Source organism: Acidovorax sp. Root217, assembly GCF_001428645.1.
Taxonomy (GTDB): Bacteria; Pseudomonadota; Gammaproteobacteria; order Burkholderiales; family Burkholderiaceae_C; genus Acidovorax.
In genome coordinates, this window is record NZ_LMIH01000019.1 from 251 (window position 1) to 26,797 (window position 26,547).

The window sequence follows — 26,547 nt, forward strand, 5'->3', positions numbered from 1 at the left end:
CATGTTCGAGCGCGAGCACCTGCCCGAGCCCCCGGTGCCAGCCCCTGCCGCCCAAGCCCCATGACTGCCGTACCGGGACCCAACCTCGCAGCATCCACCTCCGTCGCCAGCGTGCTGTGGGTGGACGGCGATGCGCTGCACGCACGGGCGGCCATCGCCGTGCTGGCCCAGCGCTGCCCGGGCTGGCACGTGGTGCACAGCCCCTCGGCCGACGCAGCCTCCCTGCTGCTGGCTGCGCAGACCTGGGATGCGCTGGTGCTCTGCCTGGATCCGCAGATCCAGGAGCTGCCCAGCCTGCTGGAGCTGTGCGCGGGGCGCCCCGTGCTGCTGTGCCTCGATGGGGCGCAGGAAGCCCTGGCCGCGCGCGGTTTTCGCTGCGGCCTGGGGGACTATGCCCTGCGCGCTGCGGACGGTGGCCATCTCCCGGAGCTGGTGCACCGCCTGTGCGCGCTGGTGGGCCGGCAGGGCACGGCGGCCGTCCCCGGGGCGGTGCAGCCCATGCGCATGGTGGATGCGCGCATCTGGCACGAGGCACTCACGCTGCTGCAGGAGCAGCGCCTGGGCCTGCAGGTCACCCTGGCCAGCATGAGCCAGGGCATCTTCAGGACCGGGCCGGACGGGCGCATCAGCATCTACAACCAGCGCGTGCTGGAGCTGCTGGACCTGCCCGAATCGCTGATGGCCGCCCGGCCCACCCTGGCCGAGCTGACGCAGCTGCAGGCCCAGCGCGGCGACTTCGGCGCGGGCTATGGCCTGGTGGACCACCGGGGCCGCGACTACATCGCACGCTCCGTGGTGGACCCCTCGCCCGAGGTGTATTGGCGCACCACGCGCGATGGCCGTACCTTCGAGGTGCGCACCACCCGGCTGCCCGATGGCGGCCTGGTGCGCACCTTCACCGATGTGAGCGACTACGTGCGCGTGCAGAACGAGTTGCGCGAGAGCGAGGCGCGCTTTCGCGGTCTGAGCGACCTGTCGTCCGACTGGTACTGGGAGCACGATGCGGACGGCCGCTTCGTGCAGCTGGCCGGTGACCTCAGCGTCAACGGCATCCCCCTGTCGAGCGTGATGGGCCGCACCCGCTGGGAGATCGGCGCGCTGAACATGACCGATGTCGAGTGGGACGCCCACCGCGCGGTGCTCGCGGCGCAGCAGCCGTTTCGGGACCTGGAGCTGCAGCGCCAGCGCCCCGACGGCAGCATGCACTGGATCTCGGTCAGTGGCGTGCCGGTGATCGACGCAGAGGGTGTGCTGCGCGGCTACCGGGGCGTGGGGCGGGACATCACCGAGCGCAAGGAGGCAGAGCTGCAGATCGAGCGGCTGGCCTTCTTCGACGCGCTCACCGGTCTGCCCAACCGCCGCCTGCTGATGGACCGCCTGCAGCGCGCCACCGTGGCAGCCGGACGCAGCCATGCGCACGGTGCGCTGCTGTTCATCGACCTCGACAATTTCAAGGACCTCAACGATACGCTGGGCCATGACACCGGCGACCAGTTGCTGGTGCGCGTGGCCAGGCGCCTGCTGGAGAGCGTGCGCGAGAGCGACACCGTGGCCCGCTTCGGCGGCGATGAATTCGTGGTGCTGCTCGACGGCCTGCACACCGACGTGGCGCATGCCAGCAGCGAGGCCGCTGCCATTTCGCAGCAGATACTGACGGCCCTCGGCCGGCCCTACGACATGGAGGGCGTCAGCCACCACAGCACGCCCAGCATCGGCATCGCGCTGTTCGGGCAGCACCCGAGCACGCCGGATGAGCTGCTCAAGCACGCTGACCTGGCCATGTACCAGGCCAAGGCGGCGGGGCGCAACACCCAGCGCTTCTTCGACCCGGACATGCAGGCCGCCGTGAGCGCGCGCGCGGCGCTGGAGGCCGACCTGCGCCGCGGCCTGAACCAGCAGGAGCTGCTGCTGTATTGCCAGCCCGTGGTGGATGGAACCGGCAAGCTGCTCGGTGCCGAGGCCCTGGTGCGCTGGAACCACCCGCGCCGGGGGCTGGTGCTGCCGGGCGAGTTCATTGCGCTGGCCGAGCAGACGGGGCTCATCCTGCCGCTGGGCCAGTGGGTGCTGGAGTCTGCCTGCGCACAGCTGGTGCAGTGGTCGCACAGCGCGCTCACGCGGCCCTTCTTCCTGTCGGTCAACGTCAGCGTGCGGCAGTTCCGCCAGCCCGACTTCGTGGCCCAGGTGCTGGGCGTGCTGCAGGCCAGCGGCGCCAACCCCGAGCGCCTGCGCTTCGAGCTGACCGAAAGCCTGCTGCTCACCGACGTGGAGGACAGCATTGCCCGCATGGAGCAGTTGCGCCGCCATGGGGTGGGCTTTTCGATGGACGACTTCGGCACCGGCTACTCGTCCCTGTCCTACCTCAAGCGCCTGCCGCTGGACCAGCTCAAGATCGACCAGAGCTTCGTGCGCGACCTGCAGACCGATCCCAACGATGCCGCCATCGTGCGCACCATCCTGGCGCTGGCGCGCAGCCTGGACCTCTCCGTGGTGGCCGAGGGGGTGGAGACTCCGGGCCAGTTTGAGTTCCTGCAGCGCCATGGCTGCCAGGCCTTCCAGGGCTACCTGTTCGCGCGCCCCATGCCGGCCGAGATGCTGGAGCGCGCGCTGCTTCCTGCGCAATGACAAACGCAGGGCGCACCGAGCGGGCGACAATCGGCGCATGAAGAAACAGGTGCTGGTGGCGGGTGGTGGCATAGGCGGGCTGGCAGCGGCCCTGGGCGCATCGCGTGCCGGATGGGATGTGCGGCTGTACGAGCGCGCCGCCGCCTTCAGCGAAGTGGGGGCGGGCGTGCAACTGGGGCCCAACGTGGTGCGCCGCCTGCAGGCCTGGGGCCTGCAGAAGCCGCTGCAGGCCGTGGCCGCTTTCCCGGCCCGGCTGCAGGTGCGCAGCGCGCTCTCGGGGCGCGCACTGGCCGAGCTGCCGTTGGGCACCACCGCCATTGAGCGCTATGGCGCCGCCTACGCCACCATCCACCGCGCCGACCTGCATGGGCTGCTGCTGGCGGCCGTCACCAAGTACACCGACACCCAGTTGAACCTGGAGCATGCCATCGAGGGTTTCAGCGACGGCAGCACCTGCGGCACCGCAGTGCCTGGCGCCGAGACCGTCGTCACGGTGCACACCAGCCGGGGCAGGGAGGTGGAGGGCGATGCGCTGATAGGGGCCGACGGCTTGTGGAGCGGCACGCGCCTGCAGTTGCTGGGCGATGTGCCGCCGCGCGCCACGGGCCACCTGGCCTACCGCGCCCTGGTCCCGCAGGACGCCCTGCCCAACGCCCTGCGCACCCAGCAGATCACCGCCTGGCTGGGCCCGCGCCTGCATGTGGTGCAGTACCCCGTGCGGCGCGGCGAGCTGCAGAACCTGGTGGTCATCATCGAAGGCCGGGCGCCCGAAGACATGCAGGGCTGGGACCATGCCGCCAATGCCGCCGACCTGGAGCTGGCCCTGCAGGGCGCCTGCCCTGCGTTGCAGCATGTGGTGTACGGCGTGGCGGCGGCAGGGGGTGGCTGGCGCCTGTGGCCGCTGTGCGACCGCCCGCCGGTGCGCGGCCCCGGCGATATGGCACAGGGCCTGGTGGCGCTGCTGGGTGACGCCGCCCACCCCATGGTGCCCTACCTGGCCCAGGGCGCCGGCATGGCCATCGAGGATGCGGCCGAACTGCAGCGCGCCCTGTCCATGCACGACCTGGAGGTGCCGCTGCGCCTGACGCGCTATGCCCTGAACCGCTGGCAGCGCAACGCCCGCGTGCAGGCTCGTGCCACGCGCAATGGCCGCATCTTCCACGCCATGGGCCCCGTGCGCTGGGGGCGCGATGCCTCGCTGCGCCTGCTGGGCGCGCGTGTGCTCGACCTGCCCTGGCTGTACCGAGGGGATGGCTCGGTTGCCAGCTCGCTCTAGGACGCAGCCAGCGGGCAGTCCGCCAGCACCCGCTCCGCCAGCGTCTGGCGCAGGGCTTGCAGCGCGGCGATGCGGGTGTCGATTTCGAGCAGCTTGGCCGACAGCACCTGCGTAACGGCGGGCGCCGGATCGGGTGCATCCCAGATCGCGGGCAGGCGGTCGCCGATTTCGGCCAGCGTGAAGCCCAGTTGCTGCGCCGTGCGGATGTACTGCACCAGCATCAGCACCTCCTCGGGGTAGTCGCGGTAGCCATTGGGCAGGCGGCGTGCGCGGATCAGCCCCTGCTGCTCATAGAAGCGCAAGGCCTCGCGGCTCAGGCCGGCGGCGGTGGCGAGTTCTCCGATCAGCATGGGGCGCGTCTTTCCCAAAAAAAAGTGCTTGACCCTGAAGCGTACTTCAAGGTGGAAGCTCGGAGCCTTCTTCACTCCGATCTTTTTTGCACCATGCACATCCCTGCCTTTTCCTCGCCCCGCTACCTGACCATCGTGCGCGCCGGCGGCTGGTACGACCTGTTCGTCACCTGGCCCTTTGCGCTGCCGTGGACCTTTGCCTGGCTCTATGGCCTGCTGACCTCGGTGTCCACCACACTGGGCCTGCCCGGTACCCTGCACCCGCTCGATGGCACGCACATGCTGCTGGCCAATCTGCTCGGCTCGGTGGTGGTGGTCTGGTCCATCGCCCGCATTGCGGCACCCAGCATGCTGCTGGGCCGGCTCGATGGGCTGGCGCGCTTGCTGTTTGCCGCCTGGCAAATCTATGCGGTAGCCCATGGCGCCAGCGCCATCGTCCTCGGATTCACCGCATTCGAGTTGCTGTTCGGCGTGCTGCAGTGGTGGCGCGTGGCGGGGCAGGGGGCCGTGTGCCCGCCGCAGATCAATGCGCGGGCGCCGGCAGCAGCCTGAACGACAGCACCCCTGCCACCAGCAGCGCCGAGATGGTCAGCATCACGGCCACGTACGGATCGACGCCGTGCGCAGAGGCCAGCGAGGCCGCCAGCCCCGTGAGCCACTGCATCAGCGCCACGCCGAGGAACAGCGCCATGGTGAACACCGCCATGGCGCGCCCGGTCATGGCCGCCGGGTAGGCCGAGCGCACGTCCGCGTACTGCAGCACCATGTAGCCTGAGAGCAGGCCCACCGCGATGGCGCCGCCCACGTCCAGCCATTCCTGGTGCAGCACGCCGATGGCCAGGAACAGGCCGCACAGGATGGCGGTGAAACCCATGATCCAGCGCCGGCGGTGCGCAGGCCCAGGGTCCATCCGCCCGAACCAGGCCGGGGTGAACAGCGACACCAGCGAGGACAGCATGGCCACATTGCCGCTGGCCACCAGCGAATAGCCGTGCCGCTCGATCAACAGCGGCCCCAGCCACAGCCCGCGCAGCGTGAGAAAGGAGGCATAGGTGGTCAGCGCCAGCAGCATGATGCCGGCGGTGTGCGGCAGCAGGAACAGCGCGCCAAAGCCGCGCACGGCGGACCCTATCGATTCGCGCGGCGCACCGGCGGCGTGCTGCGGCTGTGCGGGCTCGTGCACCTGCCACCAGATCAGCAGCCAGGCCAGCGCCGCCAGCCCGGCCAGCACGCCGAAACCCGCGCGCCAGGAGGAGTGCTGTACCAGCCAGGCCAGCGGCGTGCCGGTGAACAGCATGCCCAGGCCGCCCACTCCCATGGCCACGCCCGAGACCATGGCAAAGCGCCCCGGGGGAAAGTAGCGTGCGATGAACACCGTACACACCAGGAAGGCCGGCGCGCAGCCCACGCCGATCAGCACCTGCCCCAGCAGCACCGTGCCGTAGCCCGGCGCCAGCGCCGACAGCAGCGAACCGGCAATCGTGAGCGGAAAAGCCACCAGCAGCGTGCGCCGCAGGCCATACAGGTCGATGCCCACGCCCATGAACAGCTGCATGCCGCCGAAGGCAAACGCAAAGGCCCCGGCGAAGGCGCCCAGCGCCTGCGCCGACAGGCCGAACTCCGCACGCAGCCCGGTGGCGATGATGGCCGTGATGGTGCGAAACGCCTGGCTCAGCGCAAAGCCTGAGATCAGGGCCAGCAGCATGACCCAGGCGACACGGGGTGCGAGAGGGGAGTGTGGCGAAGAGGAGGGGGCGGACTCGGGTGGCTGAGGTGGCAAGGGGGTGTCTCCGGGAGGGCGCGCACGGCGCATCGCCCCTGCCGAGGGTACACGGTGCGCAGGCGGGTCGCTGTCCCCCATGCGGAGGATGTCTCAGAGGTCCGTGCGCAGCTTCCAGATCTCGGGGAAGAGCACCACGTCCAGCATCTTGCGCAGGTAGCTCACGCCGCCCGTGCCACCGGTGCCGCGCTTGAAGCCGATCACGCGCTCCACCGTGGTCACATGGCGAAAGCGCCACAGGCGAAAGGCATCTTCCAGGTCGGTGAGCTCCTCGCCCAGCTGGTACAGGTCCCAGTGCTTTTCGGGCGCGCGGTACACGGTGAGCCAGGCCTGCTCCACCCCATCGCTCTCGGCGTAGGGCAGGGTCCAGTCGCGCTCGGTGTGGCTGGTGGGCACGGCGATGCCGCGGCGCGCCAGCAGGCGCAGGGCTTCGTCGTACAGCGACGGCGCCTCGTAAGCGGCCTGCACCTGGGCCAGCAGGTCGGCGCGGTGCTCGTGCGGCTTGAGCATGGCGCGGTTCTTGTTGCCCAGCGAGAACTCGATGCTGCGGTACTGGTAGCTCTGGAAGCCACTGGACTGGCCCAGGTAGGGCCGCATGGCGCTGTACTCGGGCGGCGTCATGGTGGCCAGCACGTCCCAGGCATGCACCAGCTGCTCCATGATCTTGGAGACGCGGGCCAGCATCTTGAAGGCCATCTGCAGTTCGTCCCGGGCGATGTGGCCGATGGCAGCGCGCAGCTCGTGCAGCATGAGCTTCATCCACAGCTCGCTGGTCTGGTGCTGCACGATGAACAGCATCTCGTCGTGCGCGGGCGACAGCGGCTTTTGCGCCGTCAGGATGGCATCGAGCTGCAGGTAGTCGCCATAGCTCATGGATTGGCTGAAGTCGAGCTGGGCGCGCTCTTCGTGCACGATGGATTCGGGCACGCCGCTGGCGGGGGCTGCTGCACCAGGCTCTGCAGGGGTGTTGGAGAAGGGGCACATGGCTCAGGTCACCGCGTGGATCTGGTTGAACTCGGGGCGCTGCCACTCGGCCGCGTCGAGCACCTGGCGCAGGTGCTCCACTGCATTCCACACGTCCTCGTAGCCGATGTACAGCGGCGTGAAGCCAAAGCGCAGGATGTCCTTGTGCGGGCCCTGGCCGCCGTCGCCCTTGCGGAAGTCGCCGATCACACCGCGCGCGATCAGCGCCTGCACGATGGCGTAGGCGCCACTGCCCTGGCCATTGAGGCCCTGGCCCTCGTCGCGCGTCAGGCACACCTGCGAGCCGCGCTGCGCGTGCTCGCGCGGCGTCGCCAGGCCCAGGCCGTGGCCGGCGCAGCGCTCTTGCACCAGCGCGATGAACAGGTCGGTCAGCGCCAGCGACTTGGCGCGCAGCGCGGCCATGCCGCCCAGGGGCTGGGCCGCGTCGAACACATCCAGGCCGCACTGCAGGGCCGACAGGCTGATGATGGGCTGCGTGCCGCACAGGTAGCGCGTGATGCCGGGCGCCGGTTGGTAGTCCGGCGTGAACTGGAACGGCGCGGCATGGCCCCACCAGCCGGACAGCGGCTGCCAGAAGCGGTTGGCATGGCGCGGGTGCACCCAGGCGAAGGCTGGCGCGCCCGGGCCGCCGTTGAGGTACTTGTAGCCGCAGCCGATGGAGAAATCGGCGCCCGCGCCGTTCAGGTCCACCGGCACGGCGCCCGCGCTGTGCGCCAGGTCCCACACGGTGAGGATGCCGGCGGCATGCGCAGCCGCCGTGGTGGCCGCCATGTCGTGCATGGCGCCGGTGCGGTAGTTCACGTGCGTGAGCATCAGCACCGCCACGTCGGCCGTCAGCGCGGCGGTGATCTCCTCGGGCTCCACCAGCACCAGCTCCAGCCCGCGCTCCTTGCACAGGCCTTCGGCGATGTACAGATCGGTCGGGAAGTTGCTGCGCTCGCTGACCACGCGCTTGCGCGCGGGGCTGTCCTCCCGGGCGATGTTGAGCGCGGCGCTCAGCACCTTGTAGAGGTTGATGGAGGTGCTGTCGGTGCACACCACCTCGTCCTTGCCCGCGCCGATGAAGGGTGCGAGCTGGTTGCCCAGGCGCTGCGGCAGGTCGAACCAGCTGGCGGTGTTCCACGAGCGGATGAGGTCGGTGCCCCATTCGCGCGTGACTACGTCGGCCACGCGGGCCGCGGCGGCCTTGGGCAGCACGCCCAGCGAGTTGCCGTCCAGGTAGATCACGCCCTCGGGCAGGCTGAAGTGCCCGCGCAGCGGGGCCAGGGGGTCTTGCGCGTCGAGCGCGCGGCAGTCTAGCAAGGTGGTCATGGCAGTTGCAGTGTGGTTCTCGGAATCAGGTCAGTGCGCGAAGGACGGCGCGTACCGGGGAGGCATCGGCCGTGGTGAGCTTGAGCGGCAGGGCGATCAGCTCATAGTCGCCCTCGGGCACCTCGTCGAGCACCAGGTTCTCGAGCACGCGCAGGCCGCGCTGGCGGATGACCTGGTGGCTGTCCAGCGTCTTGCTGTCAGCCGGGTCGATGCTGGCCGTGTCGATGCCCACCAGCAGCACGCCCAGGTCGGCCAGGCGCGCGATGGTGGCGGGGGCGTAGGCGGCCAGGGCCCCGTCCCAGCGGTCCACCGGCATGTGTTCGTAGGTGCGCACCAGCACGCGCTGGGGCAGGGTGGCATCCACGGCGTGGGCGATGTGCTCCCACTCGATCAGCGGGCTCCGTCCGATGGCGTGGATCACACGGCAGGGGCCCAGAAAGGGCTCCAGCGAAACATCGCCGATGGTGGCGCCATCGGCGTCGTAGTGCAGCGGCGCATCGGCATGCGCGCCCACATGGGGCGACAGGGTGATGGCGCTCACGTTCACCGGGCAGTCTGGCCCGATGGTGGCGCACCACTGCTGCGAATAGGCCGTGTCGCCGGGAAACACCGGGCTGCCCGCATGCACGGGTGGCGAGATGTCCCAGAGCGTGCGTGCGGTGGGGGTGTGGCTGGCTTGCATGGGACAAAGTTTGCATGTCCCGCAAAACCCGTGGTGTCGGTTAATTCCAACAGCAGGGTGATTTTTGTTGAAGCCTCAACTACTTTGCCTGTGCCGCCCTGGTAGGGCCTTCAGAAAATGATGCCGTCTTGCAGGGGTTGCATCCCGTGGCGCATGCGCGCGCGGTTGCACGCATGGTCGCCGGCCTCGAACTCGCGGCAGGGCGAGGGCCGCCACTCGTAGATGCCGCAGGCCGCCTTGTCGCCCACCTTGCCGGTCAGGGCGGCACAGCGCGCGGGCACGTGGTCGGTGCCGCGCATGCGGCAGGTGCTGCCGGTGACCTCGACCGCCAGTCCGTTGGGCACTGTGCCGCCCATGGCCTGCGTCTCCTCCACCGCAAAGTCCACGCGAAAGCTGGCGCAGCAGGCGCCGCAGGTCAGGCAGGGGTGGATGGACTCGTCGGGCATGTGGAGGGGGAGGGGTCAGGCAGGGCGCGGGAGAGGAATGCTAACGAAAAAGCCCACACCCTGCCCGTTCAGCCCGTCGCCAATCTGCACCTGCCCACCCATGCGGCGCGCCGCCTGCCGCACGATGGCCAGGCCCAGGCCCGAGCCATTGGCGGCATGCCCTGTGCCACGGTAGAAGCGCTCGAACACCTTGCCGCGCTCGGCCGGCGCAATGCCGGGGCCGTCGTCCTGCACCGACAGGTGCAGCATGCCGGATCCGCGGCGCAGGCCCACGGCCACCGAACCGCCTGCCTGGGCATAGCGCACCGCGTTGTCGATCAGGTTGTGCACCACCGATTCCAGGGCCGTCGCGTCGAGCCGCGCCGGCACGCTGTCGGGTGCGTCCAGCGACAGCTCGATGCGCTGCGCCATGGCGGCGGGTGCCGCCTGCGCCAGCGCGGCACGCAGCCATTGCGCCACGTCCATGTCGCGCGGGGCCGGGCGCTGGGCTTCGTCGAGCGCGGCCAGATCCAGCAACTGCTGCGCCAGGTGGGAGGTGCGCGCGATGGCCTGCTCCAGGTGCGCCTGGGCCTCGGTGCGCTCGTCGGCGCTCTGCGAACGCGCCATCACATGGGCCTGCGCGGTGATCACGGCCAGCGGCGTGCGGATCTCGTGGGCCGCGTCCTGCACGAAGGCACGCTCGCGTTCGACCTTCTGGCGCAGGCGGGCGAGCAGGGCATCGAGCGACTGCTCCAGGGGCTTGAGCTCGCGGTGCCGGGCATCAAAGCCCACGGGCTGCAACTCGTCGCTGCTGCGCTGGGCAATGCGCTGGGCCAGTTGCTGCAGGGGGCGCAGGCCGTTGCGCACGGACAGCCATACGGGCAGCAGCACAAAGGGGGCCGCCAGCAGCAGGTAGGGCACGAGGGTGCGGCCGTTGTAGTGCAGGTAGTCCGCATCGGGACGCTTGGGTTCCAGGATGCGCAAGGTCCAGCGTGCATTGCGGCCGGCGTAGATGCGGTAGGGCTGGCCCTGCACGGTGGTCTCCGTGAGCGACGAGCCTGCGTGGTCGCGGGGTGGCTGCAGGTCCATGCCCTGCAGCCCGCTGGCCGCATAGACCAGCCGGCCCGAGGCACCATCGCGCAACTCGTGCATCAAGGCCCCGGGCAGCAGGCCGGTCTGGCGGCGGCGCACATTGGTCCAGTGGTCTGTCGAGGCCAGGGCGGCGGCCGCATGTGACGCATCCGGCAGGTCGGCCAGCGACTCCAGCACGGCGTCGCCGTACTTGAGCATGCCCGGGTCGTAGGTGATGGCCTGCTTGTACTTCAGGTAGTTGTAGCCCAGCAGCACGGCCCACACCAGCACGAAGGCCACCATGACCGAGGCCACGCTGCGGCGCACCAGCGTGGGCTCTGACAGCCGCTGCCACAGCACGCGCAACCGCTGGGAATGGTGTGGCGCCACGCTGCTCATGGCTGCAGCAGGTAGCCCACGCCGCGCACGGTGCGTATCAGCTCCGCGCCGATCTTGCGGCGCAGGTTGGACACATGCACCTCGATGGCGCCAAAGTCCATCGGCTCGCCCAGTGGGTCGAGCCGCTGCGCCAGCACGCCCTTGGGCACCACGGCGCCGGGCTCGCGCGCCAGCTCCAGCAGCAACTGGAACTCGCGCGGCGACAGGTCCAGCGGCACGCCACCGCGCTGCACGGTATGGCGCCGGGGCTCGATCACCAGGTCACCGAGCGTCCAGCAGTCGCTGGCCTGGCGTGCGCTGCGCCGCAGCACGGCGCGGATGCGCGACATCAGCTCGGCCGTGGCGAAGGGCTTGACCACGAAGTCGTCGGCCCCACCATCGAGCCCGGCCAGCCTGTCCTGCACCGCCGAGCGCGCGGTGATGACGATGATGGGCACCTGCTCGCCCTGGCCGCGCCAGCGCGCCAGCAGATCGAAGCCGCTGCCGTCGGGCAGGGTCAGGTCCAGCAGCACGCAGTCGATGGTGGTGGCGTCCACCGTGGTGGTGGCGTCCACCGCGCGGCGCAGCCACTCGCTGCTCAGCCCCTCCACCTTCAGGGCAGACTGCAGGGCGCGGCCCAGGTCCAAATCGTCCTCGATCAGCAGGATGTGCATCGTGCGATTGTGGCGCCTGCGGGCTTAAGGCCGGCCAAAGGCGGCGGCAGCGGGCTTTGGCATTGCCACAGCATGGGCTGGACAAAATCCACCGCATGGCACGTACCCACTTCCATGCGTTGCTGGCACTGCCCTGGCTGGCGTGCGCCCCTCTGGTCGGCGCCCCCGCAGGGCCGGCCCTTGCCCCGCTGGCCTGCTCGTCCACGGACCACTGGACCCGGCAGGGCCGCACCGCCCCCTGGCTGCCGCCGCCGGTCCGCGAGCATGGCCCAGGCGCTGGTGCGGTGCTGCCGAGCAGCGCCTTTGGCTGGGCTTAAGCAAAGGCCCCGCACAATCGGTGGCATCCTGGGGAGCCCCGCATGCTGCTGATTCGATCGCTGAGTTGTCTGGCCCTGCTGGCGTCCCTGGCGGGCTGTGCCACGGGGCCCACGCACCCGTCACTGGCCGGTGCGCCCCTGCCCGAGCTGATTCCCGTGCATGACTTCGTTGCCAACCGCCAGGCCACGGGCAGCTACCGCGTCTCGCCCGATGGCAAACACCTGGCCTGGACGGGGACCGAGGGCGTGAGCCCCGCCATCTGGGTGCGCACGCTCGGCACGGACGATGCCCGTGCGTTCCCGATCCGCGCGCGCTTCTTCCGCTGGACTGCGGACAGCCAGTACCTGGCGGCCGTGGTCGATGGCTCGGGCGACGAGAACACGCATGTGCATGCGGTTGCCGTGCACCGCCAGGGCGCCGCCTGGGTGGACCTCACGCCGTTCGACAAGACCGCGTCCCACCTGCTGCAGACGGTGGAGGGCGGGCCCGACCTGATGGTCACGACCAACCGCCGCGACAAGAAGGTGTTCGACCTGCACCGCGTGGACCCGCGCACCGGTGCCCACACCGTGGTGGCAACCAACCCGGGCAACGTGGCCTCCTGGGGCGTGGACCGGCAGGGGCGCCTGCGCACACGGCTCATCGTGTCGGACACGGCCAGCCAGCTGCAGCGCCCCGGCGCGGCGCCAGACAGTGCCTGGACCTCCATCGCCGAATGGGGCCGCTTCGAGGGCCTGCGCCTGCTGGAGCCCGATGCCAGCGGCCAAGCCATGTGGGCACTGTCCAACCGCGGGCGCGACAAGGTGGCGCTGGTGCGCATGGACCTGGCCACCGGCGCCGAGACGCTGGTCCATGCCACGCCCGAGGTGGACCTGGACTACGTGCTCATCAGCCGCACCACACAGCAGCCGCTGATTGCCTATTCCATGCCCGGCTACCCCCGGCGCGAGGTGTTCGACGCCGCGCTGCGCCAGCGCCTGGCCGTGCTGGACAAGGGCCAGAACGCCGAGATCGCCGTGACCAGCAGCGACGACCAGGAGCGCACGCTGACGGTGGCCGTCACCACGGAGCGCAGCACCAGGAGCTACCTGCTGCCCGGCGAAGGGGGAAAGCCTGTGTTCCTGGGCGAAAGCCGCATGGCCCAACTGGCCTCGGCGCTGACCGCCACGGAGCCCGTCTCTTTTGCCAGCCGCGACGGGCTCACCCTGCACGGCTACCTGACCCTGCCCGCCGGCGTGGCCGCGAAGAATCTGCCCATGGTGCTGCTGGTGCACGGCGGCCCCTGGGCGCGCGACCGCTGGGGCGACAGCGCCACCAGCCGCAGCCTGCAGCACTTTCTGGCCAACCGGGGGTATGCCGTGCTGCAGGTCAACTACCGGGGCTCGTCGGGCTATGGCCGCGCCTTCATGGAAAAGGCCATCGGCGAGTTTGCCGGCAAGATGCACGATGACCTGGTCGACGGCGTGCAGTGGGCCGTGCAGACCGGCGTGGCCGACCCGCGGCGCGTGGCCATCTACGGTGCGAGTTACGGCGGCTATGCCGCCCTGGTGGGCGCCACTTTCACGCCCGAGGTATTTGCCTGTGCGGTGGACGTGGTGGGCCTGTCGCACCTGGCGCGCTTCATGGAAACCGTGCCGCCCTACTGGGAGATGGGCATGGTCGGTTGGCGGCGCTACATCGGCGACCCCGCCAAGCCCGAAGACCGGCGCGTGATGGATGCCAAGTCGCCCCTGTTCAAGGTCGGTCCCGCCACCAGCCCCTTGCTCATCATGCACGGCGTGAACGACCCGCGCGTGAAGCTGGAGCAGTCGGAGCTGATGGTGGCCGCCCTGCGCCGCGCCGGGCGGCCGGTGGACTACGTCACCTTCCAGGGCGACGGCCACGGCAACCAGAAGTGGAGCAACGACCTCACCATGTACCGCAAGACCGAGGACTTCCTGGCCAGTTGCCTGGGCGGGCGCACGGGCGGGTTCGATTACTACCAGCTCGCTTCCTGGGCTTTCTGAAGGAGGATGTATGGATCGACGGGGAATGGCTATGGTTCAGCGGGCCCGGTGCCTGGCCCTGGCCAGCGTGGGTGCTGCCGCCCTGGTGGTCGGCAGTGCGCTGGCCCAGCCCGCAGTGCCGACGCAGGCGGATGGTCAGGCTGGGCCGGTGCTCACGCGGGCGCGGGTCGTCTCTGTCCAGCAGGAGCCGGGAGGGCCGCTGTACGTGCGCCTGAAGCTGCTGCCCCGCTCCAAGCTGCCCTTCACGACCCAACGCTTCGCGGTGGTCGACCGCACGCTGCTGGCCGGTATTGCCGAAGGGGCCTGGGTCAAGTTCACCGCCAAGAGCGTGGAGGGCGAGAACACGCTGACGTCCATCCAAATCGCCGAGGAGTGCAAGCGCTTTCAGCCCTGTGATTGAAGCGCCAGCGTCGGCGCTCCTCACGCGTAGAGCGTGCCGTTTTTCAGGGCGGTCAGGGCGTTGGCGAGGTTGGTGCGGGCCTGGGCTTCATACCGCCCATGGAACCAGTCGGTGCCATAGATGCGCGGCCGCTCCAGAAAACCCCGCAGCACCGCGCTGCGGCCCGCCACATAGCGTGGCCAGCGCACGAAGAAATACTCGCGCCGCACATTGCGCTCGAACTGGCGGTACACCGCGTCGCTCTGGCCGAGCACGGCCAGGTCGATATCGACGACCCACTGCGCATCGTCCGTGAGCGGGCCGGGGTTGTGGCGTGTGTCCAGGATGAACTGGTGCACGGCCTGCACCAGTGGGGGCGGCAGGCCCTGCGCGCTCATGAAGCGGCTGGCCCAGTCGGCGCTCCTCTCCTCGTTCAGGCGGCCCCAGGGCCGGTAGACGGCGTCGTGGAACCACAGCGCCAGCGCCACGGCATGGGGCTGGCGCAGCACATCGGGCAGGGCGGCTTGCACCGCCTGCAGGTGGCGCAGGCAGGCCCACAGGTGCGTGGTGTCATGGTAGGCGCGTGGCCAGCGCGCCCAGGCCAGTACCAGGCGCCGGCCTTCGCTGCGCCAGGCGGGCGTATCCCGGCCCAGGGCCTGGCCCAGCGATTGCCAGTGCGCCAGCAGTTCGGCGCAATGGGCGGGCTGGCGGCGCCAGGGCATGGTGAAGAGACTCAGGCCACTTTGCCCAAAAGCAGGTACTCCATCAACGCTTTCTGCGCATGCATCCGGTTCTCGGCTTCATCCCAGACAACCGATTGCGGCCCGTCGATCACATCGGCCTCGACCTCTTCACCCCGGTGCGCCGGCAGGCAGTGCATGAACAGCGCATCGGGTTTGGCGGCGGCCATCATCTCGGCGTCCACGCACCAGTCGGCGAAGGCCTTCTTGCGCTCTTCGTTCTCGGCCTCGTAGCCCATGCTGGTCCACACGTCGGTGGTCACCAGGTCGGCGCCCTTGCAGGCTTCGAGCGGGTCGCTGAAGAACTGGTAGCTGCCGGCGGTGGCCCCGGCCAGCTTCTCGTCCACCTCGTAGCCGCGCGGCGTGCTCACATGCACCTTGAAGCCCAGCAGCGCCGCCGCCTGCAGCCAGGTGTTGGCCATGTTGTTGCCGTCGCCCACCCAGGCCACCGTCTTGCCCTGTATCGAGCCGCGGTGCTCGATGAAGGTGAAGATGTCGGCCAGGATCTGGCAGGGGTGGAACTCGTTGGTCAGGCCGTTGATCACGGGCACGCGCGAGTGCGCCGCGAAGCTTTCTATCTTGGTCTGCTCGTAGGTGCGGATCATCACCAGGTCCACCATGCGGCTGATGACCTTGGCGCTGTCCTCGATGGGCTCGGCGCGGCCGAGCTGGCTGTCGCCCGTGGTCAGGTGCACCACGCTGCCGCCCAACTGGTACATGCCGGCCTCGAAACTCACGCGCGTTCGGGTGCTGGCCTTCTCGAAGATCATGGCCAGCGTGCGGTCCACCAGGGGGTGGTGCTTTTCGTAGGCCTTGAACTTCTTCTTGATGAGCGCGGCACGCTCGAACAGGTAGGTGTACTCGTCGGCGCTGAGATCGTTGAACTGCAGGTAATGTTTCATGGCATTGCGGCGCGCTGCATGCGCGCCCAGGGTTTATTCGGCCAGCAGGGCTTTGACCAGCGGGACCAGCTTGGCAACGATCTCGTCGGCCTCGGCGGTTGACAGGATCAGTGCGGGCACGAGGCGGATCACCTTGTCGGCCGTCACGCTCAGCAGCAGGCCGGCTTCAGCCGCCTGGGCCAACAGCACGCCGCAGGGCTTGTCCAGTTCCACGCCCAGCATCAGGCCCTGGCCGCGCACTTCCTTGACCCCGGGCAGGCTGCCCAGTTCGCGCACGAGCGCGGCTTTCAGGTGCTCGCCCACGGTGGCTGCATTGTGCAGCAGACCGTCTTCTTCCATGATGCGAATGGTTTCCACGCCGGCGCGCATGGCCAACGGGTTGCCGCCAAAGGTGGTGCCATGGTTGCCCGGCTGCAGCACGTTGGCGGCCTTGGGGCCGGCCACCACGGCGCCGATCGGCACGCCCGAGCCCAGGCCCTTGGCCAGGGGCATCACGTCCGGCACGATGCCTGCCCACTGGTGCGCGAACCACTTGCCGGTGCGGCCCATGCCGCACTGCACCTCGTCGATCATCATCAGCCAGCCGCGCTCGTCGCACAGCGTGCGCAGCTGCTGCAGGTACTCGACGCGCATCGGGTTGATGCCGCCTTCCCCCTGGATGGTCTCGAAGAACACAGCCACCACGTTGGGGTTGCCCTCGGTGGCCTGCTTGATGGCCTCGATGTCGTTCAGCGGCACGCGCACGAAGCCTTCCACCAGCGGGCCGAAGCCGTTGTGGATCTTGGGGTTGCCGGTGGCCGACATGGTGGCGATGGAGCGGCCATGGAAGGCCTTCTCATAGACCACGATCTCGGGCTTGGCGATGCCCTTGTCCACGCCGTACTTGCGCGCGATCTTCAGCGCTGCCTCGTTGGCTTCCAGGCCCGAGTTGCAGAAGAACACGTTGGTCATGCCCGACAGCTCCACCAGCTTGGCCGCCAGGGTCTCCTGCAGGGGGACGTGGTAGTAGTTGGAGGAATGGATGATCTGGCTGATCTGGTGCTGCAGCGCGGGCACCAGCTGGGGGTGGTTGTGGCCCAGCGTGTTCACGGCGATGCCGCCCAGGCCATCGAGGTATTCCTTGCCGTTCACGTCCCACACGCGGCAGCCTTGACCGCGGGCCAGCGCAATCGGCACGCGGCCATAGGTGTTCATCACGTGGGGCGAGGCGGCCTCAATGAAAGCGGTCATGCAGAAATCTCCTGGCGGTGCGGTGAGAGGGTGGGCTTGTCCACCCCGAAAACGAAGCACGATTCTAGGGGCCATGCGATGACCCGCTGTTGACGATTGCGCATCACTGCAATGCGCGTGGCCGGCGATGCCTTGTGCGCTGGTAGGAAATAGGGAGGTAGCTCTTATATAAGAGTTAGAATGCTACGCTGCAGTGCAGCATGCAGTGATCCTGTGGCTACCGGCTGTCCATTACACTTCGACCCGATGGTTTCCCCCACCTCCAAAGAGATCTTCATCCAAGGCGTCACCCACGACGGGAAAACCTTCCGTCCCAGCGACTGGGCTGAGCGTCTGGCGGGGGTGATGAGCAGTTTTCGCCCCGGTGGGGCGCGGCCGGGTAGCCACCTGAGCTATTCGCCCTGGTGCATTCCCACCACCCTCAATGGCATCAAGTGCGTGGTGGTGCACCGTGACCTGCGCGACCACGAGCCCATGGCCTGGGATTTCGTCGTCAACTTCGCGCGCGACAACAACCTGCAGGTGGCCGAAGCCTGCCTGGTGCCGGATGCTCCGGTGCTGCCGCCTCCCGTCAAGCCCTGAAAGGGCGCCCGCATTGCAAGCATGAAGGCCCCTCGGGGCTTTTTTTGTGCCTGGACGGGGCATGGCATCTGCCGCATTCGCGCCCCGGAAAGGAAAAAACCGCCCTAAGGCGGTTCGTTCGTTTTTTGCTGGCAGCGCACCCGTTACAAACGGCGAACGGCGCGTGCCGTTCGGGCTGTTTGCCTGAAGAGGGTCAGGCGGCCAGGGCCAGGGCTTTCACCTTGGCAGACAGACGGCTCTTGTCGCGAGCGGCCTTGTTCTTGTGGAAGATGCCCTTGTCGGCCACGGAGTCCACCACGGCTTGCATCTTGGCGAACAGTTCGGACGCCTTGGTCTTGTCACCGGTCAGAACAGCCTTTTCGACGTTCTTCACAGCGGTACGGTATTTGGAGCGCAGCGAGGTGTTCGCGGCGTTGAGTTTCGTGTCCTGACGGACGCGCTTGCGGCCCGACGCCAGGCGCGGGTTCTTCTTCTTGGGTTTAGCGGATGCCATTGATGTGTTTCCTTAAGGTCTGAGGATGATGCCAGCAAAGCCCGCGATTATAGCCCAGTCGGTGCACCGGGCCCAGAGGGCGGCATATGAACGCCCGAATCAGGGCTTTTGGTAAGCGGGTGAAACACTGGGCGCCACTTCACACCCGCCTCGCAGACTTCATCTTCACTTCACGGTCGCCGCCAAGACTGCCTCGTCCATTCCACGCGGAGACTCTCTTGGCCCCCCTTTTGCCCAACCCTGCGGCGGTGGCTGCCGCCGCCGGCCACCCGCCAGCGCATACACTCCCGGCGGTGTCATTGCTCAAAGCTGCTTCCACTGTCTCCCTGCTGACCCTGGCCTCCCGCGTGACGGGCCTGGCGCGCGATCTTCTGATGGCCTCCTTCTTCGGGGCCAATGCCCTGACGGACGCCTTCAACGTCGCCTTCCGCATCCCCAACCTGTTTCGCCGCTTCTTTGCCGAGGGGGCGTTCAGCCAGGCCTTCATCCCGGTGCTGGCCACCAGCAAGGCGCAGCAGGGGGAAGACGCCACGCGCGTGCTCATCGCCAACGTGGCCACGGCCCTCACTTGGGTGCTGCTGCTGACCTGCTTGCTTGGCGTGGCGGGGGCGCCGGTGCTGGTCTGGGCCCTGGCCAGCGGCATGCGCCAGAGCCCCGAGGCCTACGACGCCGCAGTGCTCATGACGCGCTGGATGTTCCCCTACATCGGCTTCATGTCCCTGGTCGCGCTGTCGGCCGGCGTTCTGAATACCTGGAAGCACTTCACCGTGCCCGCAGCGTCGCCGGTGCTGCTCAACCTGTCCATGATCGGCGCGGCCCTGCTTGGCGCGCCCCAACTGGAGGCGCGCGGCATCGAGCCCATCTACTCCATGGCCGGCGGGGTGCTGCTGGGCGGCGTGCTGCAGTTGGCGGTGCAGATCCCGGTGCTGGCACGCATGGGCCTGTTGCCGCGCATCGGCGTGACCTGGCGCGCCATCCGCATGGCATGGGCCGACCCGGGCGTGCGCAAGGTGCTGTCGCTCATGGGGCCCATCCTGCTGGGCGTGGGCGTGGCGCAGATCTCGCTGATGATCAACACCCAGATAGCGTCCTACCTGAAGCCGGGCAGCGTCACCTGGCTGTTCTATGCCGACCGGTTGATGGAGTTCCCCACAGCGCTGCTGGGCGTGGCCCTGGGCGTGGTGCTCACCCCGCAGCTCACGGCGGCCAAGGCTGCGGGCGATTCGGACAAGTATTCCGCCATGCTCGACTGGGGCCTGCGCATCGTGGTGCTGCTGGCCGTGCCCTGCGCTGTGGCCCTGCTCACCTTTTCCAAGCCGCTGGTGGCCACGCTGTTCCACTACGGCAAGCTGGCCGACAGCGATGTGGGCCAGATCGCCATGGCCCTGTCGGGCTACGGCGCGGGCCTCTTGGGCTTGGTGGCCATCAAAGTGCTGGCGCCGGGCTACTACGCCAGCCAGGACGTGCGCACGCCCGTGAAGATCGCCATCTCGGTGCTGGTCATCACGCAGTTGCTCAATGTGGCGCTGGTGCCTTGGATCGCCCATGCGGGCCTGGCCCTGTCCATCGGCCTGGGGGCCCTCATCAATGCGCTGTGGCTGCTCATCGGTTTGCTGCGGCGCGGCAGCTACCAGCCGCTGCCGGGCTGGGGCCGTTTCATCCTGCAGGTGGTGGCTGCAAGTGCCTTGCTGGCCACCCTGCTGGTGTGGTCGTCGTACCATTTCGACTGGCTGGGCCTGCGCGCCGCCAAATGGCAGCGCATCGGCCTGCTGGCGGCGCTGATGGCGGCATCGGCCGCGCTGTATTTCGGCGCGCTGTGGGCGGCGGGCCTCAAGCTGCGCAAGATGCTGCGCCGCTGAACCGGCAGACCTGTGGCCCCGCGAAATAACCCTGTACCGCGTGACTTTTGCCGCTTGACGCGGCGGGGGCAGAACCGTACAACCTTGCCATGCCACTGAGCCTGACCATTCCCACCTCGCTGGAATACTTTGCGTCGCTGGTGCAAAGCGACGACCACTTCCCCTTGCTGGAGGCCGCCGCCAGCCTGGCGCAGGACGAGTACCCCGAATTCGACGTCCAATTGTTGCTGGGCGACGTGGACCAGCTGCTGGCGCGCATCAAGCGCCGCCTGCCGGCCGATGCGCCCGCGCTGCAGCGCCTGCGCACGCTCAACCAGTTCTTCTTTGCCGACATGGGGTTTGCCGGCAACATCAACAACTACTACGACCCCGAGAACAGCTACCTCAATGCCGTGCTGCGCACGCGCCGGGGCATTCCCATCAGCCTGGCCGTGCTGTGGATGGAGCTGGCCCAGGGCCTGGGCCTGCATGCGCGCGGCATCGCCTTCCCGGGGCATTTCATGGTCAAGGTGCTGCTGCCCAAGGGGCAGGTGGTGCTGGACCCGATCTCCGGCCAGTCTCTGAGCCGCGAAGAGCTGGGTGAGCGGCTGGAGCCCTACAAGCGCCGCAACGGCCTGGTGGACGACTACGACGTGCCCCTGGGCCTGTACCTGCAGGCGGCCACGCCGCGCGACATCATCGCGCGCATGCTGCGCAACCTCAAGGAGGTGCACCGCACCCAGCAGGACTGGCAGCGGCTGATCGCGGTGCAGGACCGCCTGATCGTGCTGCAGCCCGAAGCCTGGGGAGAGTGGCGCGATCGCGGGCTCGCGCACGCCGAGCGGGGCAACCTGACCGAGGCCATTTCCGACCTGGAGACCTACCTCCACCATGCGGACGACGGCCTGGACCTGGACCATGTGGCCGACCGGCTGAGCGCCCTGCGCAGCGCCAACGAGTAGGCTGCGAAAGCGCATTCGCGCTTTCCTGGGCGCCAATCAGCCCTGCAGCCGGGCCAGTTCTGCGCGCAGTGCTTCGTTCTCGGCGGTCAGCTCGGCCACGCGCAGGCGCAGCGCCTGCAGTTCGCCGCCTGCATCGGATGCCTCGCTCTCGGGCGCCGCTTCTTCCTTCTCTTCGCGCGGCTTGCGCTGCTTGGCATCGCGCACGCGCTTGGCGGCCTGCTTGAGCTCGTCCTTGCCGCCCTTGGCGGCGGCCACCTGCTCTTCGGCCGGCAGGGTGGCCACAGCGGCGGCGGTGTTCAGCGAGATGGTGCCGGACTTGACAGCCGCCACCAGCTCGGGCGCCGCCTGCTTCTGGATCTTTTCGATGGCCACCACCTGGCTGCTGCTCAGGCGGGCCGCCCGGGCAATGGCCTCGCGGCTGCTCAGGGTTTCGGAAGGCACGTCCGGTTCGGGTGCCGGCGGCGGTGGCGCGGCCACCGGGCCGTCGGACGACCAGGGCAGGTCGGCCTCGTCCACCGGCTCGGGCGGGATGGCGGCCGCACGGCTGCGGCGTGCGGCCACGATCTCGCGCTTGCGCAGGGCCAGCACGCCGCGCTGGAAGTCCGAGACGCTGCGCCGGCCCAGGTGCTGGTCGATCATCCACAGGTGCACGTCTTCCATGCTCTGGAAGTGCGTGTTCTGCACCGTCTGGAAGGGCAGGCCGTGCTTCTGGCAGATGCCGTAGCGGTTGTGGCCGTCCACCAGCACGTCGCCCCACAGCACCAGGGCATCGCGGCAGCCCTCGGCCAGCAGGCTGCGTTCCAGGGCGTCGTGTTCGTCGCGGGTCAGGGGATCGATGTAGGCTTTGAGTTCTTCGTTGACGACGATGTTCATGGTGGCGCGGAATCCGGGGAGCGAGGCAAGGGGCGGGATTGTAATGGCCCGCCCAGTGGTGCCTCCTACCGGTCCCGGGTGCCCCGCAGGGCGATCCAGGCCGCCACGGCGGTGAATACCACGAGGATGCCCACGATGATCCAGAAGCCGTGCGGGCTGTCCGCCAGCGGCACGCCGCCCACGTTCATGCCCAAGAGGCCGGTCATGATGTTGATGGGCAGGGCCAGCACCGTCACCACGGTCAGCACGAACAGGCTGCGGCTGTTGGCCTCCTGCACGTTGGCCGCCACCTCTTCCTGCAGGAGCTTGATGCGCTCTTGCAGGCCCTGCATGTCGCGCAGCACCACCGAAAATTCTTCGGTCGAGTCGCGCAGCTCCTGCGCGTCCTCGGCGCCCATCCAGGCCGGTGGGTTCTGCAGCAGGCGGAACAGGGCCGCCGGCTCGGGTGCCAGCAGGCGCTGCAGCCGCACCAGCAGCCGGCGCAGCACACCCAGGCGCGCGCGCTTGTGGTCCAGCCGGCCGGCCAGCAGCTCGTCTTCGATGCGGTCGATGCGCTGCGTGACCCCGCGCACGATGTCCACCAGCCCCCCGGCCTGGGTGCGCATGAGCTGCTCCAGCAGGGCCACGCTGGAGCGCGGCGATTGCCCGTCCCGCACCGCTGTGCGCAGCGCGTCCACCGAGCGCAGGGGGTGGGCGCGGGCCGTCACCACCAACTGCGGCGCCACGCTGATCCACAGCGTGGCGATGTCGAAGGGCTCGAAGGCGAAGTCGAAATGCGCGTCGTTGAGCACCGCGATCAGCGTGTCGTCGTCGCGCTCGATGCGGGTGGAGTGCGAGCCGTCCTTGAGCGCCTCGAAAAAGGCGTCGGGTAGCCCGGCATGGCGCTCCATCCAGCGCACCGCCTGGGTGTGGCTCAGGTTGAAGTGCAGCCAGACGAAGGGCGGGGGCTCTGCCTCTTCGGCCGGGTCGGCGGGCGGGTGGCCTTCCAGTGCCTGGGCATCGGCAAGCAACTGCAGCCATTGCGCGGCCTCCACCGAGTCGATGGCCTGTGCAGGGCCGCCGGTGGCGTCCATGCGGTAGCCGCAGATCAGGCCTGCCGCATCTCCCCCGTAGTTCTGGCCGGCAGTGCCGGCGGCAGGTGTGTTCATGGGCAAGGGCGGCGCAACAACAAAGGCATGGTCGGGAATGCTGCCGTTACGACATGACAGCGATGTGACACTTCATGTGGGTGTCATGCATTTGTCACCGGAAGGGCGCATCATGGGAAACCCTATCTGCTCCTTCGAAGCCATGTTCCAAAACGCACCCATCGATGCCCAGGACCTGATGCAGCGCATCGCCAACGACCTGATCGACAGCTACGACGAAGAGCTGGAGCTGGAGATCGAGGATCGCAACGTGGACGATGCCGGCGACCTCGTCCCGACCGACAGGCATGCACGCCAGCAGTATTTCAAGGAGCTGTTCCGCCTGCAGGGCGAGCTGGTCAAGCTGCAGGACTGGGTGCAGCACAGCCGCCAGAAGGTGGTGATCCTGTTCGAGGGGCGCGATGCGGCCGGCAAGGGCGGCGTCATCAAGCGCATCACCCAGCGCCTGAACCCGCGCGTGGCCCGCGTGGCGGCGCTGCCCGCACCCAACGACCGCGAACGCACGCAGTGGTATTTCCAGCGCTATGTGGCGCACCTGCCCGCCGCCGGCGAAATGGTGCTGTTCGACCGCAGCTGGTACAACCGCGCCGGTGTCGAGCGCGTCATGGGCTTTTGCTCGGACGACGAGTACGAGGAGTTCTTCCGTACCGTGCCCGATTTCGAGAAGATGCTGGTGCGCTCGGGCATCACGCTCGTCAAATACTGGTTCTCCATCACCGACGAAGAGCAGCACCTGCGCTTTCTGGGCCGCATCCACGACCCGCTCAAGCAGTGGAAGTTGAGTCCCATGGACCTGGAAAGCCGTGTGCGCTGGGAGGCCTACACCAAGGCCAAGGAAACCATGCTCGAGCGCACCCACATCCCCGAAGCCCCGTGGTGGGTGGTGCAGGCCGTGGACAAGAAGAAGGCGCGCCTGAACTGCATCGCGCACCTGCTGTCGCAACTGCCCTACCAGGACGTGCCGCACCCGCCCGTGGTGCTGCCCGACCGCGTGCGCAACCCCGAGTACCTGCGCCAGCCGGTGCCTGCAGGCATGTACGTACCCGAAGTCTATTGAGGTCGTGCCGGGCTGGGTGTAGCCCAGCTCCTATTGGTGCCAGGCCCGCAGTCAGTGGCGGGCCACCGCGTCCCTTGCCGGGGTCCCGGGCCGGCCGAACTGGTGCCAGGCGCGGCGCAGCTGCGTATCCGAGCTGAACCCCGCGAGCGCTGCCGCCTGCGTCACGTTGTGGCCCGACTGCAGCGCCGCCTCGGCGGCGGCCAGGCGGATGCGGCGCAGGTACTGCAGCGGCGCGATGCCCGCATGCTCCAAAAAAAGCCGGTTCAGGTGCCGTGGCGAGGTGTGCGCCACCTCGGCCATGGCGGTCACGTTCCAGGGCGCCTGGGGTTGCTGGCCTACGGCGTCCTGCACACGGTGCAGGGGGCCGTGCAGGTGGTTGCGGTGGTGCAGAAAGGGCGAGAACTCCGGGTCCTGCGGGCCGCGGCGCAGGGCCACCACCATGGTCTGGGCCACCTGGGCGGCAATCGCCGGGCCGCAGGTGTCGGCAATGCGGTACAGCACCAGGTCGATGCCGGTGGTCACCCCGGCGCTGCTGTGCAGCGCGCCGTCGTGCACGAAGACCCGGTTGGACACCACGTCGCAGTGCGGGTCCGCCAGGGCCAGCTCGCCCAGGTGCTGGTGGTGCGTGGTGGCACGCCGGCCCGTCAGCAGCCCGGCGTGGGCTGCCAGCACCGCCCCCGCGCAGATGGTGACCAGCTCCAGCCGGCCCGCAGCCAGGCGCATGCCGCGCAGCCAGTGCAGCAGGTCGCGCGCCTCGCTGTTGTCCACAGCGATGGCCTTGCCCGGCAGGCCCACCAGCACCACCCAGGCCGGCTGGGGCAGGGTGGCGGGCAAGGGCTCCAGCCCGGTCAGCATGGCGCCCACCGAGGTCACCGCCTCGGGCGTGGGGCTGGTGAAGTGCTGCACGAAGCGCTCGGGTTGGCCCTGGGCGAGCAGCAACTGGTTGGCGATGCGCAGCGCCTCGGCCGGTCCGGCCCAGTCCAGCACCAGGCTGCCGGGCAGCAGGGCGAAGTAGACGTGGATGGGAGCGTGCGGTGTCAGGGGTTCGGGTTCCATGGCGTGTCCATCTGGCGGGCGGTGCGCTCGGACAGGGCGGAGCCGGCCAGGCGCGTGACCAAATGCAGGCTCATGTCGATGCCGGCGCTGATGCCGGCGGACGTGACCAGCGCGCCGCAGTCGACCCAGCGCACATTCTCCTGCACGTCGAGCGCCGGGAACTGCGCACGCAGGTCGGCGATGTCCTCCCAGTGCGTGGTGGCCGGCCCTTCGGTGAGCACGCCGGCCGCCGCCAGGATGAAGGCGCCCGTGCAGACCGAGGCCGTGATCTGCGCACCTACGGCGGCCCGCGCCACCCAGGCGCGTGTCTCGGCGCAGGCGGCTGCGGCATCGACCACGCCGCCGGGCACGATCAGCACGTCCGGCGCCGCTGCGCTGGCGAAGTCGGCATCGGGCAGCACGCGCAGGCCGGCCCGCGCCTGCACCGGCTGCAGGCTGCGCGCCACGCACTGCACGGCAAAGGGTGTGGGCGCGCCGGGTTGCAGGCGCTGCTGCATGCGGCAGGCGGTGGTGAAGACTTCATAGGGGCCGCCCAGGTCCAGGGCCTCGACATCGTCGAATACCAGGATGGCAACCTGCAAGGGGCGTGGGGAGGCGGAAACAGTGGTCATGGAGTGAACAAAGGTCAAAAGGTCAAGGGGCCGGCCGGGCGAACACATAGCGCGGGTAGGTGCTGCGGGCGCCGGCGGCCATCGCCGGGTTCACGTCCACTGTGCAGAAGGGGCGGTTCTCGCTGGTCTGCGCGAGCAGGGCGCCATCGGGGCTGATCGCCCAGCCAGCGCCGCCGTAGGTGCCTGCGCCCGTATCGACCCGGTTCGACGAGAGGCTGTAGGCGCCGGTTCGCACCGCCGCCACGGTGCCCATGGCCAGCCACTTGGCGGTGGTCGCCGCTGCCGTGGCGCGCGGCGAGAGGATGGCCTCCAGGCCCAGGGCGGCATAGCCTGCGTAGGTGTCCAGCGCCCAGAGCTCGGTGCAGATGCTCAGGCCGAACGCCAGGGGGCCGGCGGAGAAGCGCGCAAACTCGGCATCGCCGCGCTCGAACCAGGTGGCCTCCCAGCCCCCAGGCTCATCGGGCAGGTGAAACTTGCGCCGCAGCGGCTGGTAGCCGCCCTGGGCTGACCAGGCAAAGCCCTCGTTGTAGTGGCGCCCGTCCACGGTGACCGGGCGGGCGCCCACCACCCAGGTGGCGCCCAGTTCGTGCAGCCGCGCCGTCCAGGCATCGCTCAGCGCCTCGGCTGCGGCCCAGCGCTGTGGATCGAAAGGCGCGGATTCCCACACGGGCTCCACGAAGGCGAATTCGGGCAGCAACACCAGCTCCGAGCGTTCGGCGCGCACATGGGCTGCCAGGGATTCCCACGCCGGTTCCAGCAGCGCTGGCCGGTAGGGCAGTTCGCAGACGGTGGCGCGCAT

The 26,547-nt window shown here is 69.0% G+C and carries 27 protein-coding genes; 10 read left to right on the forward strand and 17 right to left on the reverse strand.

The window, feature by feature from the left end:
• Positions 1-60 precede the first annotated feature (60 nt).
• Positions 61-2,622 carry a bifunctional diguanylate cyclase/phosphodiesterase gene (locus tag ASE31_RS19300; protein ID WP_057203501.1) on the forward strand — a complete coding sequence of 854 codons (2,562 nt, stop codon included), beginning with the start codon at positions 61-63 and terminating at the stop codon, positions 2,620-2,622.
• 37 nt (positions 2,623-2,659) lie between these two features.
• Positions 2,660-3,898: an FAD-dependent monooxygenase gene (locus ASE31_RS19305; RefSeq protein WP_057203451.1), complete on the forward strand. Its 1,239-nt coding sequence runs from the start codon at positions 2,660-2,662 to the stop codon at positions 3,896-3,898.
• Here the strand turns inward: ASE31_RS19305 and ASE31_RS19310 are convergent.
• Complete coding sequence (locus ASE31_RS19310; RefSeq protein ID WP_057203502.1) at positions 3,895-4,248, reverse strand: MerR family DNA-binding protein; 354 nt, start codon at positions 4,246-4,248, stop codon at positions 3,895-3,897. The two genes, ASE31_RS19305 and ASE31_RS19310, sit on opposite strands and share 4 nt — an antisense overlap.
• A gap of 93 nt (positions 4,249-4,341) precedes the next feature.
• Here ASE31_RS19310 and ASE31_RS19315 point away from each other — a divergent pair, with 93 nt between their 5' ends.
• Complete coding sequence (locus ASE31_RS19315) at positions 4,342-4,800, forward strand: hypothetical protein (RefSeq protein WP_057203452.1); 459 nt, start codon at positions 4,342-4,344, stop codon at positions 4,798-4,800.
• On the opposite strand, the gene ASE31_RS19320 is transcribed toward ASE31_RS19315, so the two are convergent.
• From ASE31_RS19320 to ASE31_RS19350, 7 genes are all read right to left on the reverse strand, one after another.
• Entirely contained in the window at positions 4,772-5,953 is a 1,182-nt protein-coding gene (locus ASE31_RS19320) for an MFS transporter (protein WP_057203453.1), read from the reverse strand. The two genes, ASE31_RS19315 and ASE31_RS19320, sit on opposite strands and share 29 nt — an antisense overlap.
• A 168-nt stretch (positions 5,954-6,121) precedes the next feature.
• Positions 6,122-7,012 (reverse strand): tryptophan 2,3-dioxygenase, encoded by an 891-nt coding sequence (gene kynA / locus ASE31_RS19325; RefSeq protein WP_057203454.1) that lies wholly within the window; start codon positions 7,010-7,012, stop codon positions 6,122-6,124.
• A 3-nt stretch (positions 7,013-7,015) separates the two neighbouring features.
• On the reverse strand, positions 7,016-8,323 hold the full coding sequence (gene kynU, locus ASE31_RS19330; protein ID WP_057203455.1) for a kynureninase: 1,308 nt from the start codon (positions 8,321-8,323) through the stop codon (positions 7,016-7,018).
• A 25-nt stretch (positions 8,324-8,348) separates the two neighbouring features.
• Positions 8,349-9,005 carry an arylformamidase gene (kynB, locus tag ASE31_RS19335; RefSeq protein WP_057203456.1) on the reverse strand — a complete coding sequence of 219 codons (657 nt, stop codon included), beginning with the start codon at positions 9,003-9,005 and terminating at the stop codon, positions 8,349-8,351.
• A gap of 110 nt (positions 9,006-9,115) precedes the next feature.
• Positions 9,116-9,451, reverse strand: coding sequence for a YkgJ family cysteine cluster protein (locus tag ASE31_RS19340; protein WP_057203457.1), 336 nt, complete (start codon positions 9,449-9,451; stop codon positions 9,116-9,118).
• Between the two features lie 15 nt (positions 9,452-9,466).
• On the reverse strand, positions 9,467-10,900 hold the full coding sequence (locus ASE31_RS19345; protein ID WP_057203458.1) for a HAMP domain-containing sensor histidine kinase: 1,434 nt from the start codon (positions 10,898-10,900) through the stop codon (positions 9,467-9,469).
• Positions 10,897-11,553: a response regulator transcription factor gene (locus ASE31_RS19350; protein ID WP_057203459.1), complete on the reverse strand. Its 657-nt coding sequence runs from the start codon at positions 11,551-11,553 to the stop codon at positions 10,897-10,899. The genes ASE31_RS19345 and ASE31_RS19350 overlap by 4 nt, the downstream gene beginning before the upstream one ends.
• Positions 11,554-11,648: 95 nt before the next feature.
• On the opposite strand from ASE31_RS19350, the gene ASE31_RS19355 reads away from it, so the two are divergent.
• Genes ASE31_RS19355 through ASE31_RS19365 form a run of 3 tightly spaced genes read left to right on the forward strand, consistent with a single transcriptional unit; the run spans position 11,649 to position 14,277 of the window.
• Positions 11,649-11,870, forward strand: coding sequence for a hypothetical protein (locus ASE31_RS19355; RefSeq protein WP_057203460.1), 222 nt, complete (start codon positions 11,649-11,651; stop codon positions 11,868-11,870).
• A gap of 42 nt (positions 11,871-11,912) precedes the next feature.
• Positions 11,913-13,877: a S9 family peptidase gene (locus tag ASE31_RS19360; protein WP_057203461.1), complete on the forward strand. Its 1,965-nt coding sequence runs from the start codon at positions 11,913-11,915 to the stop codon at positions 13,875-13,877.
• 25 nt (positions 13,878-13,902) lie between these two features.
• Complete coding sequence (locus tag ASE31_RS19365) at positions 13,903-14,277, forward strand: copper-binding protein (protein ID WP_057203462.1); 375 nt, start codon at positions 13,903-13,905, stop codon at positions 14,275-14,277.
• Positions 14,278-14,297: 20 nt separating this feature from the next.
• Here the strand turns inward: ASE31_RS19365 and ASE31_RS19370 are convergent, their stop codons facing one another.
• From ASE31_RS19370 to ASE31_RS19380, 3 genes are read right to left on the reverse strand one after another with little or no spacing between them, the layout of a single operon-like run.
• Complete coding sequence (locus ASE31_RS19370) at positions 14,298-14,978, reverse strand: hypothetical protein (protein WP_057203463.1); 681 nt, start codon at positions 14,976-14,978, stop codon at positions 14,298-14,300.
• An 11-nt stretch (positions 14,979-14,989) separates the two neighbouring features.
• Positions 14,990-15,898: an ornithine carbamoyltransferase gene (argF, locus tag ASE31_RS19375; RefSeq protein WP_057203464.1), complete on the reverse strand. Its 909-nt coding sequence runs from the start codon at positions 15,896-15,898 to the stop codon at positions 14,990-14,992.
• A gap of 33 nt (positions 15,899-15,931) precedes the next feature.
• On the reverse strand, positions 15,932-17,128 hold the full coding sequence (locus ASE31_RS19380) for an aspartate aminotransferase family protein (RefSeq protein WP_057203465.1): 1,197 nt from the start codon (positions 17,126-17,128) through the stop codon (positions 15,932-15,934).
• A 246-nt stretch (positions 17,129-17,374) separates the two neighbouring features.
• Between ASE31_RS19380 and ASE31_RS19385 the strand changes: the two genes are divergently transcribed.
• Positions 17,375-17,710: a DUF3579 domain-containing protein gene (locus tag ASE31_RS19385; RefSeq protein WP_057203466.1), complete on the forward strand. Its 336-nt coding sequence runs from the start codon at positions 17,375-17,377 to the stop codon at positions 17,708-17,710.
• Between the two features lie 193 nt (positions 17,711-17,903).
• On the opposite strand, the gene rpsT is transcribed toward ASE31_RS19385, so the two are convergent.
• On the reverse strand, positions 17,904-18,203 hold the full coding sequence (rpsT, locus tag ASE31_RS19390; protein ID WP_057203467.1) for a 30S ribosomal protein S20: 300 nt from the start codon (positions 18,201-18,203) through the stop codon (positions 17,904-17,906).
• Positions 18,204-18,496: 293 nt separating this feature from the next.
• On the opposite strand from rpsT, the gene murJ reads away from it, so the two are divergent.
• Positions 18,497-20,062, forward strand: coding sequence for a murein biosynthesis integral membrane protein MurJ (gene murJ, locus ASE31_RS19395; RefSeq protein WP_057203503.1), 1,566 nt, complete (start codon positions 18,497-18,499; stop codon positions 20,060-20,062).
• A gap of 89 nt (positions 20,063-20,151) precedes the next feature.
• Complete coding sequence (locus ASE31_RS19400) at positions 20,152-21,003, forward strand: SirB1 family protein (protein WP_057203468.1); 852 nt, start codon at positions 20,152-20,154, stop codon at positions 21,001-21,003.
• A gap of 36 nt (positions 21,004-21,039) precedes the next feature.
• On the opposite strand, the gene ASE31_RS19405 is transcribed toward ASE31_RS19400, so the two are convergent.
• A complete protein-coding gene (locus tag ASE31_RS19405) occupies positions 21,040-21,876 on the reverse strand; it encodes a hypothetical protein (protein WP_057203469.1) in 837 nt (278 codons plus the stop codon).
• Between the two features lie 65 nt (positions 21,877-21,941).
• Positions 21,942-23,024, reverse strand: a complete 1,083-nt coding sequence (locus ASE31_RS19410; RefSeq protein WP_057203470.1) for a transporter — start codon at positions 23,022-23,024, stop codon at positions 21,942-21,944.
• A 142-nt stretch (positions 23,025-23,166) separates the two neighbouring features.
• Here ASE31_RS19410 and ppk2 point away from each other — a divergent pair, with 142 nt between their 5' ends.
• Positions 23,167-24,081: a polyphosphate kinase 2 gene (ppk2, locus tag ASE31_RS19415; RefSeq protein WP_057203504.1), complete on the forward strand. Its 915-nt coding sequence runs from the start codon at positions 23,167-23,169 to the stop codon at positions 24,079-24,081.
• A gap of 51 nt (positions 24,082-24,132) precedes the next feature.
• On the opposite strand, the gene ASE31_RS19420 is transcribed toward ppk2, so the two are convergent.
• From ASE31_RS19420 to ASE31_RS19430, 3 genes are read right to left on the reverse strand one after another with little or no spacing between them, the layout of a single operon-like run.
• Positions 24,133-25,137, reverse strand: coding sequence for a GlxA family transcriptional regulator (locus ASE31_RS19420; RefSeq protein ID WP_057203471.1), 1,005 nt, complete (start codon positions 25,135-25,137; stop codon positions 24,133-24,135).
• Positions 25,119-25,748 carry a DJ-1/PfpI family protein gene (locus tag ASE31_RS19425; RefSeq protein WP_057203472.1) on the reverse strand — a complete coding sequence of 210 codons (630 nt, stop codon included), beginning with the start codon at positions 25,746-25,748 and terminating at the stop codon, positions 25,119-25,121. The genes ASE31_RS19420 and ASE31_RS19425 overlap by 19 nt, the downstream gene beginning before the upstream one ends.
• A 22-nt stretch (positions 25,749-25,770) precedes the next feature.
• On the reverse strand, positions 25,771-26,547 hold the full coding sequence (locus ASE31_RS19430; RefSeq protein WP_057203473.1) for a carbon-nitrogen hydrolase family protein: 777 nt from the start codon (positions 26,545-26,547) through the stop codon (positions 25,771-25,773).